Origin of the sequence: Sphaerobacter sp. (assembly GCF_019683595.1) — a bacterium.
Classification (GTDB): domain Bacteria; phylum Chloroflexota; class Chloroflexia; order Thermomicrobiales; family Thermomicrobiaceae; genus Sphaerobacter.
In genome coordinates this window covers 1-16039 of the sequence record NZ_JADGHZ010000029.1, presented here as the reverse complement: position 1 = coordinate 16039, position 16039 = coordinate 1, and the positions used below count along the sequence as shown (strand labels likewise).

Sequence of the window (16039 nt, the reverse complement as noted above, 5' to 3'; positions counted from 1 at the left end):
ACACGCACGTGCGCCCAGTGTCTCTGTCTGATCGCTAATCGGCTCGCCGGGGGACGCCACGCCCTCGCGGCGCCCCGGCGGGCCGCCGAACCACGCGCATGGCACCTGTTCATCGGTAGTTCGGATCCGTCGCGGACCCCGCGTTCGCCCGGAAGACCAGAGGAGGAGACCGTGGCACGCCGTATCTCACAGGAGCGGGCGGAGACGATCGTCCGCCAGTTCTATCGCCTCGAAGAGTACTTCGGCCGGCAGGGAGTCAGCCGCCGGCAACTGCTGCGCATGATCGCCAAAGGCAGCGCGGCGGCGACCGTTCTCCCGGTTCTCGTCGCCTGCGGCGCAGCGTCCGACAAGGACGTGGCCGAGGCCACCGCTCCCGCCGGGGGCAGCACCACGGCTACGAGCGTGCCCGGCTCGCCGACGACGGGCGGCACCCAACCCCCGTCGGGGAATGGCAAGCGTGGGGGCACGATCATCATCGGCACCCTCGGCGAGGCGCAGACCATCAACCCGCTGCTGGTCAACGAGACCGAGGGTACCTGGCGCTGCCGGATGATGTTCGGCGAGTTCGTCCAGCTCGACCCGGAGACGCTCAAGCCCGTGCCGGGCATCGCCAAGGAGTGGACCATCTCTGACGACGGCCGGGAATACACCTTCACCATCCAGGACGGCGTCACCTTCAGCGACGGCACGCCGCTCACGGCCGAGGACATCGAGTTCACCCTGTATGGCATCCTCAAGAAGGAGACGGCCAGCCCGCACCTGGCACGGTTCCTCCCCATCGCGGGTGCTCAGGCCTACAACGAGGGCACGACTGACACGGTCAGCGGCATCCAGGTCGTCGACGACAAGACGATCAAGATCACGACCGAGGAGCCCTTCGCCGCATTCCTGGTGAACCTGCGGCATCTGCGCCCGCTCCCGAAGCACCTGCTCGACGGCAAGGACCTGCGGGAAGACGCCTTCTTCCAGAACCCGGTCGGCGCCGGGCCGTTCGCCTTCAAGTCCTGGTCCACCGGGCAGGACTTCGTGGCGGTCCGCAACGAGTACTACTGGGAGGAAGGCAAGCCCTACCTCGACGGGTTCACCCATCGGGTGATCCCCGATGCCCAGACCCTCGTCATCTCCCTGCAGACGGGCCAGATCCACGGGACCGACTACGCCCAGCCGACCCAGGCCGAAGACCTCAAGCAGCAGGAGAACCTCGTGGTCTTGACGGTCCCGCCGGGCAAGGACATCAACGGCTGGAGCTTCGGCCAGAACCACAACGAGGCGCTGCGCGACAAGCGCATCCGCCGCGCGATCGCCATGGCGCTCGACACTGAAACGTTCGCCAGCGACTTCCTGCTCGGGCTGGGGACGCCCGCCAACGGCCCGATCGCCCGCGGGAACTGGGCCTACCACGAGGGACTGGAGCCGATCCCGTACGACCCGGCTGAGGCCAAGCGCCTGGTCGAGGAGGCCGGCGCCACGGGCCTGACGCTGTCGTTCACGACCAACGCCGGCAACCACCTGCGCGAGGACTGGCTCACGTTCACCCAGCAGTCGCTGTCGGAGATCGGGATCAACGTGCAGCCGGACCTCAAGGAGTGGTCCCAGGTGGTGCAGGCCGGCACCGAGGGCACGTTCGATGTGATCTGCCCGACCTGGGCTGGGGCAACCTACGACCCGGACGAGCTCTTCGACGCCCTCGGCACCGGCAAGGCCCGCAACGTCTTCGGCTACTCGAACCCCGAGTTCGACGAGGTGATGCAGCAGGGCCGCACGACCTTCGACATCGAGGAGCGCGCCCGGATCTACGCCCGTGCGCAGGAGATCCTGCTGGAGGACGTCCCGGTCTTCTACGCGTGGGACCGGCCGTTCATCTACGTCGTCTCCAAGGATTACGAGGGATACGTCAACAACATCATCACCCTGTTCCAGGATCTCCAAAACTGGACCACAGTTGAGTAGCCCGGTAGCCGGCGCGCCGGGTGCAGGCGGGGGCGACAGGGCAGACGCCCGCTCCCCCGCCGCCCGTAACCGGCCGTCCCTCACGGTCTTGCCGGGCGGGCTTGCCCCGCCGCGGCAGGTGCAGAGGAAACGGATGTCACGGTGTCAGCCAGTACGCGCAACTACATCGTGCGGCGCATCCTGCTGCTATTCCCGCTCCTGATCGGGTTGAGCATGGTGGTGTTCACCATCATCCACCTGGCGCCGGGTGACCCAGCGGTGGCCTTCGTCTCCGAGCAGGCGTTCGACCCGACGGTGCTGGAGCAGGTTCGTAAGAACCTTGGTCTCGACAAGCCGCTCCCGGTCCAATACGGCATCTGGGCCTCAAAGGTGGCCCGTCTCGACTTCGGCACGGCGTACACCTTCAACCGCAAGCCGGTCATCACCCTGATCGGGGAGCGTCTCTCCAACACGGTCAAGCTCCAGGCGCTCGCGATCACGATCTCACTGGCCGTCGCCATACCGCTGGGGATCATCTCCGCCCGGCGCCAGTACTCGCTGGTCGACAATCTGGCGACCGGCGGCGCGTTCCTGGGCCTCGCCCTGCCCGACTTCTGGCTGGCCCTCATGCTCCAGCTCCTCTTCGCGGTACGGCTCGGCTGGCTTCCGGCCTCGACCGCCGGTCCGGAGGCCGAAGGGTTCTTCGACAAGCTGTCCTACTTCGTGCTCCCGGCGACGGTGCTGGCGATCCCGACCATCGCCATCTTCACCCGCTTCATGCGCTCCAGCATGTTGGAGGTGATCCATCAGGACTACATCACAACGGCCCGCGCGAAAGGACTGGCCGAACGCACCGTGGTCTTCCGTCACGCGCTGAAGAATGCCTTCGTGCCGATGGTCACCGTCGTGGGGAACCAGCTCCCGCGCTTGCTCAGCGGGTCGGTGATCGTGGAGGCGGTCTTCGCCTGGCCAGGGCTCGGCCACCTCGGCTACCAGGCCATCCTGCAGCGCGACTACCCGGTGATCCTGGCGCTGACGATGCTCACCGGCGCCGCCATCCTGATCATCAACGTGATCGTCGACATCCTCTACGCCGTCCTCGACCCGCGAATCACGTTCTCCTAGGAGCCGGGCCGCCGGGCTGAGGCAGTACGGATCGAGCGAGGTATTCGGAGAGTGTCGATGCAGGAAACCGCGGCTCCCACCACCGTCGAGTTCCAGCGGCTCGCCCGGAAGCCGGAGTCGCAGGCACGGATCGTCTGGCGCAACTTCCGGCGCAACCGCCTGGCCGTCGCCGGGGGCGTGGTCGTTATCCTCCTCTATCTGGTGGCGATCTTCGCCACCACGCTCGCGCCCCAGGACTACGCGGCCTTCAACCGCGGCAAGCCGCTCAATCCGCCCAGCGCCGAGCACTGGTTCGGCACCGATCGGCAGACGCGGGACGTCTTCAGCCGGGTTATCGTTGGTTCGCGGGTGTCCCTCTCAGTGGGCCTCGTCTCGGCGGGGATGATCATTGTCATCGGGGTGACCCTCGGCGCGCTCGCCGGGTACTTCGGCGGCCTGCTGGACAACCTCATCATGCGCTTCACCGACATCATGCTCGCCATCCCTGGCTTCTTCCTGTTATTGACAGCGGCTGCCCTTTTCAAGCCCGGCTTGCAGACAACCATGATCGTCATCGGGCTCACCTCGTGGATGAGCACCGCCCGACTGGTCCGCGGCGAGTTCTTGCGGGTCAAAGCGCAAGACTTCATCCTGGCCGCCCGGGCCATCGGCGCGGCGAACCTCCGCATCATGGTGCGCCACGTCCTCCCCAACGTCCTCGCCGTCATCATCGTCCAGCTCACGCTCTGGCTCAGCTTCGCCATCCTGCTGGAATCCGGGCTGTCGTTCCTCGGGCTCGGCGCCCAGCCGCCGACGCCCTCCTGGGGCGGCATGCTGGCCGACGGCCGGGTGAACATGCAGAAGGCCTGGTGGGAGACCGTCTTCCCGGGCATGGCGATCTTCCTCACCGTGCTCAGCTTCAACCTGGTAGGCGACGGCCTCCGCGACGCCTTCGATCCCCGCCAGCGCCGCCGGTAGGGGAGAAGGCCCTCACCCCCTGACCCCCTCTCCCAACGTTGGGAGAGGGGGAATGTCATGCGTCACCCGTCATGCGTCAGATGCCATGCGCGATCCATCCTCCTCCCCTCTCCCAAGGTTGGGAGAGGGGCCGGGGGTGAGGGCCACTCCCACCCCGCCGATTCCGCCCTCGCTCGACCCAATACCAGCCGAAATCGGTGTATAGTGCGCGGGAAATGGCATGACCGCGCGGCGCAACGCGAGAGGAGCACCCGATGGACACGACGGTACTGGCACGGCGGATCGAGGCAGCCCAGCGGCTGCTGGCGGAGCGGAGTATCGACTTCCTGTTCGTGGCCCCGTCGTCGGACCTGATCTACCTGTTCGGCTACCCCGCCCACGCGAGCGAGCGGCTCGCCCTGCTCATCATCCCGCGCACCGGACGCCCGCAGTTCGTCGTCCCCGTGCTCGAGCGCTCGCGGGCCGACGCCCAGGCCTCACTGGTCGACATCCGCACCTGGGAGGAGACCGTACAACCGGTCAACCTCGTCGGCGATATCGTGCGCTCCGTCCCCCGCCCCACCATCGCTGTCAGCGACCAGATGTGGTCCGTCTTCCTCGTGCGCATGCTGGAAGTGATCCCCGACGCGACCTTCGTGAGCGGCACCAGCGTGCTGCGGGAGTTGCGCATGGTCAAGGACCAGGAAGAGCTGGATCGCCTGCGCCGGGCCGCGGCGATGGCCGACGCCGCCTGGGAGGAGTTCGTCGCCACCGCGCGGCTCACCGGCAAGACCGAGCGGCAGGCAGCCGAGGAACTGACCGAACTGCGCGCCAAGCACGGCCTCGAGATCCACGGCATCGGCATCTGCGCCAGCGGGCCGAACAGTGCTGCCCCGCACCACATCACCGGCGACCGTGTCATCCAGCCGGGTGACACCGTGATCTTCGACTTCGGCGGGAAGCACGAGCACTACTCCGCGGACGTGACCCGCACGGTCCACATCGGCGAGCCCGACGACGAATACCGCCGTGTCTACGACATCGTGCTGCGCGCCAACGAGGCGGCCCTCGCCGCCGTCCGCCCGGGCGTCGCCTGCCAGGACATCGACCGGGCCGCCCGCAAGGTCATCACCGATGCGGGCTACGGCGAGTACTTCATCCACCGCGTCGGCCACGGCCTGGGCCTCGACGGCCACGAGGAGCCCTACCTGGTCGAAGGCAACACCCTGCCGCTCCAGGTCGGCATGGTCTTCAGCGACGAGCCCGGCATCTACATCCCCGGCCTCTTCGGCGTCCGGATCGAGGACGCCGTCGTCGTCACCGAACACGGCGGCGAACGCCTCAACCACTGCTCACGCGAGTTGACGGTGATGGAGTAAGTCGCCGCGAAGAGCCACCACGCCCCAAACAAAGCCGCCCGCCGTCTCCCCGGCGGGCGGCTTTGGTCAGAACGACCACAACAGGCAGCCTGATACGTGCATGGCGTTGGACGACGTTCTTGGGTGCCGGGCAATGGCCCGTGCCTGGGGGGTTCCCTTCGGGCACGGGCCGACCACCGCTCCCATCCCGTCGCTTCGTCACACGCCATCACCTCGGGGCCTGGGCTGGCGGCGCCGTTCGGGTGAGTAGGTCAGCCTCCCTCTCAGCCTCCGACGCGGCGCGCGGCGTAGAAGCGCGGGCTCCAGTAGCCGTCCCAAAGGTTGCTTATGGTGACCCCGACGCCCGGCATGGAGGCGTGGATGAACTGCCCGTCTCCGATGTAGATCCCGGCGTGCGAGAGCCCCGCCTGGTAGGTGTTCTGCTGGAACACCAGGTCACCCGGTTGCAGGTCCTTCGGGTCCACCGGGACGCCACTGGCGACCTGCGCGTCCATGTTCCGCGGGAAGCCGCCGCCGAGGACCTGATTGACCACGTAGTAGATGAAGCCGGAGCAGTCGAACCCAGCCGGTGTCGTCCCGCCCCAGACATAGGGGGCGCCGAGGTGCCGCAGGGCCTCCTCTTTGATCAACTCGCCGGTCGGGGGCAACTGAAGGGGCGCGGCGACTGCGCCCGGCTCCGCCTCCGCCCAGGCCGGGTACCCGAGCAGCCCGAGAAGCGTGTCGTGCGCGGCGCCCGTTCCCGGGTGATACTCGAACCGCGCACGCTCGAAGTACTGCACGGTCACGCCGTTTTCGACGAACTCCTCGCTGATCGGGTAGCCAAACAGCGCCAGCGACTCACGGAAGGAGACGCCGGGGTCGCCCAGCTCCACGCCGTAGGACTTCCAGTATTGCCGGAAGCCGTTGCACAGCCAGTGCCCAGTCTCGGCGAAGAAGTCGCAACCGGGCGCACTGCCTCCGGGTTGGGGCGCGAAGGGGGCCGTCTCCAGCAGCCCGCGCCGGGCTGCCTCATCGACGCCCAGGCGGCCGAGCTGCACCTCGTACGGGGTTCCCGCATTCTCGGGGTGCTGCTCAAGGCGCTGGCGCTCGAAGTACTGAGCGCGTCGCCCGTTCTCAACCACAGGCATGCTGATGGCGAAGCCGAAGATCGGCACGCCGCCGCTCCGGTCGTAGAAGCGTTTGAACTCCCAGGAAATGGGAATCGTACCGGGTGCCGCTGGCGTCGCGGTCCCTCCGCCGGCGCCCGCCAGGGCTGCAGATGAGGGGTTGTACGTCGGATCGTTCGCGTCGTGAAGCGTATCCGCGGCAACCGACACCGGCCCCAACAGTGTCACGGCCGCGGCCATAAGGCAGCCGCCCAAGAGGCGACTCCACGCCGCTCGCGTGGTCAAAGGCCCTTCCCTTCCTAGGTCCCATGGCCGGCAATGCCATTGCCCCGTCCCCGCGGGGCGCTCGTGCCAGGCCTCCTCTGCGAACGCTCGGGTGCGCAGGCGCTCCCCTGCCGCCCCGGACCCAGTCCGGCCCGAGCAACGCCAAGTAAACGAGTGCGGCTCTCCGCGGTTGCGCGAGTTGCATCACTCCATGCTTGCTGATGCAGACATCGGCTGCGTGGCACGCCGCGCCTTGCTCGAACAGAGTGCGTTCGGACGCACCCTTTTCGCAGGCCCGGTACGAAAGTACTAATTCGGCGACCGCCCCGGCCGGACACCCCGACGCCATGCGGTGCACGTCCTGGTTCTCGTGCGCCGGTGAGCACGGTGATTGAGGGTCTGCCCCGGAATAGCCGGGGGGACCGTGGCGGTGTCCAACCGCGCCAGCCTGGTCGCCGCCCTGGACCAATTCCCAAACCGCGGCAGACGTGGGACACTATCCGGCGTTCGATCCGGCCAGACAGCAGGGAGGAACGGGAGTATCATGCAGACCCAGTCAACCCGCGAGACCGGGCTGCCCTTGCGCCCGGCTGCGGTCCACACCATGCGGTGGCGCTGCATCGGCCCGCATCGCGGCGGCCGCGTCGTGGCCGTGGCGGGCGACCCCAGCGACCCCACCGTCTTCTACTTCGGCGCCTGCGCGGGCGGCGTCTGGAAGACCACCGACGGCGGGCAGTACTGGCGCAATGTCTCCGATGGCTTCTTCAATACCGCCGCGGTCGGCGCGATCGCCGTCTCGGAATCCGACCCCAACGTGATCTACGTGGGCACCGGCGAGACCTGCATCCGCGGGAACGTCTCCCACGGCGACGGGGTCTACAAGTCGACCGACGGCGGGAAGACCTGGACGAACGTCGGGCTGCGCGACACCCGCCACATCGGCAAGATCCGCATCCACCCGCAGAACCCGGACATCGTCTACGTCGCCGCGCTCGGCCACGCCTTCGGGCCGAATGAGGAGCGGGGCGTCTTCCGCTCCACCGACGGCGGGAAGACCTGGGAGAAGGTGCTCTACCGCAGCCCGAACACCGGCGCGGTGGACCTCTCGATGGATCCGAACAACCCGCGCATCCTCTACGCGACCATGTGGCAGGCACGCCGCACGTTCTGGAGCCTCTCCAGCGGCGGCCCCGAGTGCGGGATCTACAAGTCGACCGACGGCGGTGACACCTGGGTCGACATCAGCCGGAACGAGGGGCTGCCCAAGGGCACGTTGGGCAAGATCGGCGTGGCCGTTTCTCCCGCACAGCCCGACCGGGTCTACGCCATCGTCGAGGCTGATGACGGCGCCCTCTTCCGCTCCGACGACGGCGGCCAGACGTGGCAGCGGCTCTCCGAGCAGCCGGGGCTGCGCTGGCGCGCCTGGTACTACATGCACATCTACGCCGACCCGCTCGACCCCAACACCGTCTGGGTGCTCAACGGCGAGTGCTGGAAGTCGATCGACGGCGGCAAAACGTTCGTCGCCGTCCCCACCCCACACGGCGACAACCACGACCTCTGGATCGACCCCAAGAACCCGATGCGCATGATCGAGGGGAACGACGGCGGCGCCTGCGTCACCTACAACGGGGGGCTGTCGTGGTCTACCCTCTACAACCAGCCCACGGCGCAGATGTACCACGTCACCGCCGACAACCAGATCCCGTACCGGGTCTACGGCTCACAGCAGGACAACACCGCCATCAGCATCCCCAGCATGTCGGTGCTCGGCGCGATCACTCCGACCGAGTGGTACGAACCGGGTGGCGGCGAGAGCGGCTACATCGCGGTCCGGCCGGACAACCCCAACATCGTCTTCGGCGGGGCCATCGGCAGCGGCGAGGGGAACGGGCGGCTGACCCGTTACGACCATCGCACCGGGCACATCCGCAATATCACCGTCTGGCCGGTGGACCAGGGCATGGGCGACGGCGCCGAGACGCTGAAGTACCGCTTCCAGTGGACCTTCCCGATCGTCATTTCGCCGCACGACCCGAACGTGCTGTACGTCTGCTCCAACGTCGTCCATCGCAGCACCGACGAGGGAATGAGCTGGGAGGTCATCAGCCCGGATCTCACCCGCAACGACAAGACGAAGCAGCAGGCGTCGGGCGGGCCGATCACCAAGGACAACACCGGTGCGGAGGTCTACGACACCATCTTCGCCTTCGTCGAGTCGCCACACGAGCCGGGCGTCTTCTGGGTCGGCACCGATGACGGCCTGGTGCACCTCTCGCGCGACGGCGGGAAGACGTGGCAGGACATTACTCCGCCGGACATGGAGCCGTGGACCCTGGTGAGCGTGCTGGAGGTGTCTCCGCACGACCCGGCCACGGCCTACATCGCCGCGACCCGCTACAAGCACGACGACTACCGGCCGTACCTCTACAAGACGAACGACTACGGGAAAACCTGGACCAAGATCGTCGACGGTATCCCCGAGGACGACTTCACCCGGGTGATCCGGGAGGATCCCAACCGGCGTGGCCTGCTCTACGCCGGGACCGAGACCGGGATCTACATCTCCTTCGACGATGGCGGCCATTGGCAGCGCTTCCAGTTGAACCTGCCGGTCTGCCCGATCCACGACCTGATGGTGAAGGGGACCGACCTGATCGCCGCGACGCACGGTCGCTCCTTCTGGATCCTGGACGACCTGACACCGCTCCACCAGATGGCAGACGGCCTCGCGGACAAGCCGATGCACCTCTTCACGCCACGCGACACCACGCGCTTCAAGGTCTACAAGGGGTACGGCTCCGAGTCGACGACCGAGACGAGCTACCGTATGGCCGGGCCGCTCGTCTTCGGCTATCGCAAGCGCGAGACGCCGACCGGCACAACGGTCGAGGAATTTCTCGACGCCGGCGAGAACCCGCCCAACGGCGTGCTTATCACCTACTGGCTAAAGGAGCAGCCCGAGGGTGAGGTCACCCTGACCATCCTCGATGAGGCGGGCAACGAGATCCGCTCCTTCTCCAGTGAGCCGCCCAAGCCCGCGCAGGGTACCGACGGCAGCGCCCCGACCCCACGCGAGCGCGCCCTGATCGAGGGCGGCGAGGCGCCGGGGGCCGAGGAGAAGAAGGAGCCGCGTGTCCCGAAGGACGCCGGGCTCAACCGCTTCGTTTGGGACATGCGCGTCGCCGGGCCGACGATGGTGCCCGGCGACAAGACGACCGAGGATTACCGAGATGGGCCGGTCGTGGTCCCCGGCACCTATCAAGTGCGCCTGACGGTCGGGGACGAGAGCCAGACCGCGACCTTCCGCATCCTGAAGGATCCGCGCATCGCCGCCACAGACGAGGACCTGGCCGAGCAGTTCAAGCTCCTGCTCGCCATCCGCGACAAGGTGAGCGAGGTGCACCAGGCGATCAACACGATCCGCGACGTGCGGAGGCAGATCGACGATTGGGCGCGCCGAGCCGGGGAGCGCGACGGCGGCAGCGCCGTCGTCGACGCGGCCAAGAGCCTGCGGGAGAAGCTCACCGCGATCGAGGAGGAGCTGATCCAGGTCAAGGGCGATGACCCGCGCCAGTTCCCGAGCAAGCTCAACTGGAAGCTGGCCGTGCTGACCGTGTTCGTCGACTCCGACGACGCCCGCCCGACCCAGCAGGCGCGCGACGCCTTCGCCGAGCTCGCCGCACAGGCCGACGCCCACCTCGCGGCGCTGCGGCAGGTGTTGGACACCGACCTCGCCGCGTTCGACCGCGCGGTGCGCGACGCCGGGATCCCCGCAGTCGTCCCGACCCAGGGCACCGCACGGTCCTGACGGCCACTCCCACCTGGGTGCCGGCATCTGCCGGCACCCAGGCACTTCCTGCCTCTCTGTCACGATTCCCGCAGGTTCCAAATCACAGGAACCGCTGTGTTCCCGCGACCTCACTAGGCTGGAACCGAACGCTGATCGAGCCGGAACAGGCACGTTCCGTGACCGCCCGGCACGACCAGCACGGGCAGGTCTCGCGCCCGGCCCCCAGCCGCGGCGCGACAACGGGAACGGAGGTGTGTGATGGGATTCGTGCGGAATAGCGCATCTACTGACGCAGGGGAGACGAGTCACAAGAATCCTAGTCGTCGCGGTAAGATCCGGGTCATCACGCTGATCCTCGCCGCGGTCCTGGCTCTGACGACCGCGTGCGGCACGTCCGGGACCGATGTCGCCAGGGAAGCGCTGTCATCGACGCCGAGCGGCCCTCAGGCGTCAGGAGACACGGGAGCAGCAACCACTGAGCCGACGCCAACGGCGACGGTCGCGCCATCGCCGACGACCGCGCCCAAGCCGACCACTGCTCCGGCTCCGACTCCCGCCCCGCAGGCGCTGGCAATTCTGGCTAAGGGGTTCGGGCAAGGTGAGTATCGGAGCGCCTCCTACGCATTCATCGTTGAGAACCCGAATTCTGGTCTGGCGGTAGAGGATTCGCAGTACCAAGTCGCGGTGTACGACGCGAACGGGACGGTGATCGAGACCGACTCCGGATACATCACGATCCTCTTCCCCGGCGAGAAGCTCGGCATCGCCAGTAGCCTGTTCCTTCCGGATGGGACCGAGATCGACCGGCTGGACGTGCAGGTCAAGCCCGGTCGGTTCGAGCCGTTCGACCAGCGGCCTGAGTTCGCCACTGAGAATGTCAACTACGTGCCGGACGACTACTTCCCCAAGGTGACGGGCATCGTCAAGAGTCCGTACCAGAAGGACCTGGAGAATATTCGGGTAGCCGCCATCGCCTACGATGAGGCGGGGAACATCATCGGTGGGGGATTCACCTACTTGGATTTCGTTCCGGCCAACGGACAGGCAGCAGTAGACGTGTCGATCACGACGAGCGGAGTACCTGCAAAGGTCGAACTCTACGCGACGCTCTCCGGCCTCACGCTGCTGGGGGACTAGTCGTACCAGATGCGACTAGACGTGCCCACGTCATTCTGACCGAAGCTGCCCGCCGCTCCGCGGCGGGCAGCGCAGACGAAGGATCTGGCGTGGTACCCGCCGCGCCAGTGAGCAATGATTCAACTCGGACGAAGTCGCCGGACCCGGCGTCCGGCCGAGTCCGGCTCCGCTCCGGATGACCCGACAAGGGTAGGGCACATTCCCGCCCATGACCAGCATCAACAAGGGCAGGCTAACTCGGGATGCTCGCCTGACAGAGGGCGGCTTTCCGGGTAGACCGGTCGCCATTTCCGCCGCAGCGCTGACAAGAACAGTAATGGGGCGAGGTGTCGCCCCCTTGATCGTCTCGTCCTGCGCTCGTGCGTTGGCCCTACGACCGCGCCGTGGTCAGTGAGCCCGCTTCCACCGACGCTTCCTTCGAGTACCGCTCCAGCAGCGCCCGCGACTGGTCGGCGAGCCAGGTGCGGAGGTGAGCCGGGGCGATGACGTCGCAGTCGGCGCCGTAGTGGAGCACCCAGCGCGCGAATTCCTCGGTGACGGGGACGGTGACGCGGAACTCGAGCGACCCGTCGGGGAGCCATTCGCTCCGCTGCGTGGGGTGCCACTGCTCCTCCGCCACCCAGCGACCCGCCGTCGGGGTGAACCGCAGCACGATCTCTTCCGGCGGCTGGTCGGTCCCACGGGTGACCCCCCAGCCCGCGGTGAGGAACTCGTTCAGGTTGAACTCCGGGTCGGGGGTGAAGCGGATGTCGGTGACCGTGACGTCCTCGATACGGTCGACCTTGAAGATCCGGACGGCGCAACGGAGATGGCACCACCCGATCAGGTGCCACGACTGGGCGTTGGGGACGACCGCGTATGGGTCCACCCGCCGGGCGGTGCGCTCCCCCGGCCTTGACGCCGGGTGGTAGATGAGATCGACGCTCTTGCGGGCGCCGATCGCGCGGGTCAGGACCTCAAGGATCCGCTCGCGGTGGCGGTTGCGTGGGACCGGCGGAACCGTAGCCCCATCATCCTGGAGCAATGCCTGGAACTCCTGCGGCATGATCGAGCGCAGGCGGGCGATGGCGGCGGAGAGCTCCTCGTGCGGGATGCCCGCCAGGCGACGACCAGCCTGCGCCGCCAGGAAGATGGCGAGCGCTTCGGCGAGGGAGTACGACACGGCTGGAAGGCGGGGCAGCGTCCTGAAGTAGTAGCCTCCGCTCGGCTGCCGCTCGAGTTCCAGACGCAGGCCGTGGCGGATGACCTGTAGATCCTTGGTGATCTGCCGCTCGCTGATCTCGTAGTAGTCAGCCAGGCTCCGTCGGGTCCACTGGTTGGGCGCTGCGCTGATCTTGGAGATGATCTCCAAGATACGGCTCGCACGCTGCGTTTCTGGTGCGCGTGGCTCCCCGCGCGTGGTCGGGTAACGCTTGCTCATCGGGCCTCTCCTCGCGGTGATGACTGCTTTATCGCCAGCATAACGCGAGCCCGGGAACGCAGTCATTCCCGCAGGGGGTACCGTCGAACCACTGCAGCCAGCCTCGCCGCGTCTGGCCCAACGTACCTCGCAACGCGCATGCGATACACCGGTGCCGAGGCGCCCGGCCGGGTCACGGTCGTACGGGTGTGTTTCGATGGGGTGGCAAATGAGGTCCGGACAGGCGAAGATTCGTCCGAGAAGTCGGCGGAGGCTGTAATGGTGCGGCTCCGTTCCTTCGGTGGGCCCACCGGCCCTCAAGCTGTCGCTTTGATCGCTGACGAACATTATAGGATTTGGTTCTCGCATGTGTCCATCATCGCATCTTGACTGACCTTCCTTGGACGGATTACATGCCCCCTTGCTTCCACCCGCCCTCTCCCGTATCGTCGGACCGGTACCGGCCCCGCGGAGACGCAGTCTGCCCAGGAAGGGGACGATGCTCGGGAGCGTGGGTTCGACGAAGTCCAATGTAGATAACGCCAACGCGCGTCGCGGCGGTAGCGGTCGACCACCGCTGCGGATCCTCGGCGTGCGCGTCGACGACGTGACGCTGGCGGAGGCGGTCGAGCGCGTCCGGGCCTGGGTGCGAGCGGGGGACGGGGCGCTACGGCATGTGGTCACGGTCAACCCGGAGTTCATCATCGCGGCGCGGCGCGACGCAGAGTTCCGGGCGACGTTGGTGGCGGCGGAGTTGGCGACGGCCGACGGGGTCGGGGTGACCCTGGCGGCGCGGCTGCTGGGGCGGCCCCTGCGCGAGCGAGTGACCGGGGTCGATCTGGTCGAGGCGCTCGCCGCAGTCGAGGATCCGGCGCTGCGGTTGTTCCTCCTCGGCGCCGGGCCGGGGATCGCGGAGCGGGCGGCGGCAGAGCTGACCCGGCGCTATCCCGGCTGCGTGATCGCCGGCACCTGGGCGGGATCGCCGCGGGAGGAGGACGCTCCAGAGATCCTAACGCGGCTGCGGGCGGCGCAGCCGGCGGTGCTGCTCGTCGCGTTCGGCCACCCGGCGCAGGATCTGTGGATCGCGCGGCACCGGACGGACCTGGCGACATGTGGCATCATGGTAGCGATGGGGATCGGCGGGACACTCGACTACCTGGCGGGGGCAATCCCGCGCGCACCGGCGCTCGTCCGCCGTCTCGGATTCGAGTGGCTGTACCGGCTGATCCGGCAGCCATGGCGTTGGCGACGGCAACTGGCTCTGCCGCTCTTCGCGGCCCTCGTGCTTCGCGAGCGGCTCCGGCGACTGGTCTGACCCTGGTGGAACACGCGGCGTGACAGCAGAGATTTCGGATATCAACGAGCGCCAGTGCACCTACCACCCCAACGTCCGCACGCGCCTGCGCTGCAGCAAGTGCGGCACGCCGATCTGCCCTCGTTGCGCGGTGGAAACGCCGGTTGGCTACCGTTGCCCTGACTGCGCGGCCGTCCGCGGGCTGCCGACCTACCAGACGGGCACGGGCATGTTGGTCAAGAGCGTCCTCGTCGGCGCTGTGATCGCGGTCGCGGTCGGTGTCCTCTGGGGCTACTTCCCTGCCTGGAACTTCTACCTCTCCCTGCTGCTGGGCTTCGGCGTGGCGGAGGGGATGTCCTGGGCCGCGAACTATAAGCGGGGCTGGGATCTCCAGGTCGCGGCGATGGGGCTCGTGGTTCTGGGCCTGATCGTTGCCCGGGTGGTGATGGCACAGACCAACCCGTGGGGCTACACGCTCGACGACCTGCTGAATCGCGCCATGGCCAGCGACGTGCAGGCGGCGTTCCAGATCCGGCTGATCCCCGACCTGCTGTTCGCCGGGCTGGCGCTGCTGATCCCGTATGTGCGGTTCCGGTGATGGGAATGGGTGAACTGACATCGCTCCGGCCGCTGCTCGCCGCGATGCGCGGCAAGAAGCTGCTCGTGGTCGGGGATCTCTACCTCGATTGCTACATCTTCGGCCTCCCGGCGCGGGTCTCGCGCGAGGCGCCGATCATGGTCCTGGAGGAAACCCGGCGCGAGGAGCGGCCCGGCGGCGGGACCGCCCCGGCGCTCGTGGCCCGGGCACTCGGCGCCGCGGCATGGCAGGCCGGCGTGATCGGCGACGACGCCGAGGGGCAACGGCTCCGCCGGATGCTGGCGGATCAGGGGGTCGACGTCTCCGGCGTCCTCACCGATCCAACCCGCCCCACCACCACCAAGACCCGGCTGGTGGCCGAGGGGGCCTACAACGTCTTCCCACAGCAGGTGGCGCGTGTCGACCGGCAGGACCGCCGCCCGATCGACCCGGCCATCGCGCAGAGTCTTGCCGCATTCGTCGAAGCCACGGCGCCGGACGTGGACGCCATCCTGCTCTCCGACTACCGGAGCGGCGTGATCGTTCCCGAAGTGATCGCCGCCGCGGCCCAGAGTGGCCGGCTGGCGACGGTTGACTCGCAGGGGTCGCTTGCGAACTTCCGAGGGCTGGGCCTGGTGAAGTGCAACCAGGCGGAGGCCGAGGCCTACCTCGGCGAGCCGCTGGACGAACCGGAGCGGCGACGCGAGCACCTGACCGCGCTGCGCGCGCGGCTGGAGTGCGAGCGGCTGGTGGTCACGCTCGGGCCTGCCGGCGCGGCCCTGGCGGAGGCAAGCGGTGCCTACCACGAGGTGCCGCCGCTCGTCCGGCGGCAGGTCTTCGACGTTACCGGCGCCGGAGACACGGTCATCGCGGTGATGTCGCTTGCCCTGGCCGCCGGGGCGGACGCGCTGGCGGCGCTCCGTCTATCGCAGGTCGCGGCCGGGATCGTCGTCGGCAAGTGGGGGAACGCGCAGGCGACCGCGGAGGAGATCGAAGCCGCCCTCGATGAAGTGGAGCCCGCACGCGGCTGGCACGGTTGACCCACGCTGAGCGGAACCAGTCGCGACACCCGTGAATGATGGGGCCGGCCCCCCGGAATC

11 protein-coding genes are annotated in these 16039 nt (G+C 67.9%); 9 read left to right on the top strand and 2 right to left on the bottom strand.

Going from position 1 to position 16039, the window contains the following annotated elements:
- Nucleotides 1–171 precede the first annotated feature (171 nt).
- From IRZ30_RS05300 to IRZ30_RS05285, 4 genes are all read left to right on the top strand, one after another.
- On the top strand, nucleotides 172–1950 hold the full coding sequence (locus IRZ30_RS05300) for an ABC transporter substrate-binding protein (protein WP_294083693.1): 1779 nt from the start codon (nucleotides 172–174) through the stop codon (nucleotides 1948–1950).
- 141 nt (nucleotides 1951–2091) lie between these two features.
- Complete coding sequence (locus IRZ30_RS05295; protein ID WP_294083691.1) at nucleotides 2092–3054, top strand: ABC transporter permease; 963 nt, start codon at nucleotides 2092–2094, stop codon at nucleotides 3052–3054.
- A gap of 57 nt (nucleotides 3055–3111) precedes the next feature.
- Nucleotides 3112–4011 (top strand): ABC transporter permease, encoded by a 900-nt coding sequence (locus tag IRZ30_RS05290; RefSeq protein WP_294083689.1) that lies wholly within the window; start codon nucleotides 3112–3114, stop codon nucleotides 4009–4011.
- 254 nt (nucleotides 4012–4265) lie between these two features.
- Nucleotides 4266–5369 carry a Xaa-Pro peptidase family protein gene (locus IRZ30_RS05285; RefSeq protein ID WP_294083687.1) on the top strand — a complete coding sequence of 368 codons (1104 nt, stop codon included), beginning with the start codon at nucleotides 4266–4268 and terminating at the stop codon, nucleotides 5367–5369.
- 263 nt (nucleotides 5370–5632) lie between these two features.
- Here IRZ30_RS05285 and IRZ30_RS05280 read toward each other — a convergent pair whose 3' ends face one another.
- Nucleotides 5633–6760 carry a C40 family peptidase gene (locus tag IRZ30_RS05280; protein WP_294083685.1) on the bottom strand — a complete coding sequence of 376 codons (1128 nt, stop codon included), beginning with the start codon at nucleotides 6758–6760 and terminating at the stop codon, nucleotides 5633–5635.
- A 523-nt stretch (nucleotides 6761–7283) separates the two neighbouring features.
- On the opposite strand from IRZ30_RS05280, the gene IRZ30_RS05275 reads away from it, so the two are divergent.
- Together IRZ30_RS05275 and IRZ30_RS05270 are read left to right on the top strand one after the other, a co-directional pair.
- A complete protein-coding gene (locus tag IRZ30_RS05275; RefSeq protein ID WP_294083684.1) occupies nucleotides 7284–10550 on the top strand; it encodes a glycosyl hydrolase in 3267 nt (1088 codons plus the stop codon).
- Between the two features lie 240 nt (nucleotides 10551–10790).
- On the top strand, nucleotides 10791–11669 hold the full coding sequence (locus IRZ30_RS05270) for a hypothetical protein (protein WP_294083683.1): 879 nt from the start codon (nucleotides 10791–10793) through the stop codon (nucleotides 11667–11669).
- A gap of 370 nt (nucleotides 11670–12039) precedes the next feature.
- Here IRZ30_RS05270 and IRZ30_RS05265 read toward each other — a convergent pair whose 3' ends face one another.
- The gene (locus tag IRZ30_RS05265; RefSeq protein ID WP_294083681.1) at nucleotides 12040–13089 is read right to left on the bottom strand and encodes a WYL domain-containing protein; all 1050 of its coding nucleotides are present in this window, start codon (nucleotides 13087–13089) and stop codon (nucleotides 12040–12042) included.
- Between the two features lie 478 nt (nucleotides 13090–13567).
- Between IRZ30_RS05265 and IRZ30_RS05260 the strand changes: the two genes are divergently transcribed.
- Genes IRZ30_RS05260 through IRZ30_RS05250 form a run of 3 tightly spaced genes read left to right on the top strand, consistent with a single transcriptional unit; the run spans nucleotide 13568 to nucleotide 15979 of the window.
- A complete protein-coding gene (locus IRZ30_RS05260) occupies nucleotides 13568–14383 on the top strand; it encodes a WecB/TagA/CpsF family glycosyltransferase (protein WP_294083678.1) in 816 nt (271 codons plus the stop codon).
- A 19-nt stretch (nucleotides 14384–14402) separates the two neighbouring features.
- Complete coding sequence (locus tag IRZ30_RS05255) at nucleotides 14403–14960, top strand: B-box zinc finger protein (RefSeq protein WP_294083676.1); 558 nt, start codon at nucleotides 14403–14405, stop codon at nucleotides 14958–14960.
- Between the two features lie 5 nt (nucleotides 14961–14965).
- Nucleotides 14966–15979 (top strand): PfkB family carbohydrate kinase, encoded by a 1014-nt coding sequence (locus IRZ30_RS05250; RefSeq protein ID WP_294083674.1) that lies wholly within the window; start codon nucleotides 14966–14968, stop codon nucleotides 15977–15979.
- The last annotated feature ends 60 nt before the right edge of the window (nucleotides 15980–16039 follow it).

Coding starts and splice junctions, on each gene's coding strand:
- IRZ30_RS05290 (WP_294083689.1), top strand. CDS start 3,112: ATGCAGGAAACCGCGGCTCCCACCACCGTCGAGTTCCAGCGGCTCGCC.
- IRZ30_RS05285 (WP_294083687.1), top strand. CDS start 4,266: ATGGACACGACGGTACTGGCACGGCGGATCGAGGCAGCCCAGCGGCTG.
- IRZ30_RS05275 (WP_294083684.1), top strand. CDS start 7,284: ATGCAGACCCAGTCAACCCGCGAGACCGGGCTGCCCTTGCGCCCGGCT.
- IRZ30_RS05270 (WP_294083683.1), top strand. CDS start 10,791: ATGGGATTCGTGCGGAATAGCGCATCTACTGACGCAGGGGAGACGAGT.
- IRZ30_RS05265 (WP_294083681.1), bottom strand. CDS start 13,089: ATGAGCAAGCGTTACCCGACCACGCGCGGGGAGCCACGCGCACCAGAA.
- IRZ30_RS05260 (WP_294083678.1), top strand. CDS start 13,568: ATGCTCGGGAGCGTGGGTTCGACGAAGTCCAATGTAGATAACGCCAAC.
- IRZ30_RS05250 (WP_294083674.1), top strand. CDS start 14,966: ATGGGTGAACTGACATCGCTCCGGCCGCTGCTCGCCGCGATGCGCGGC.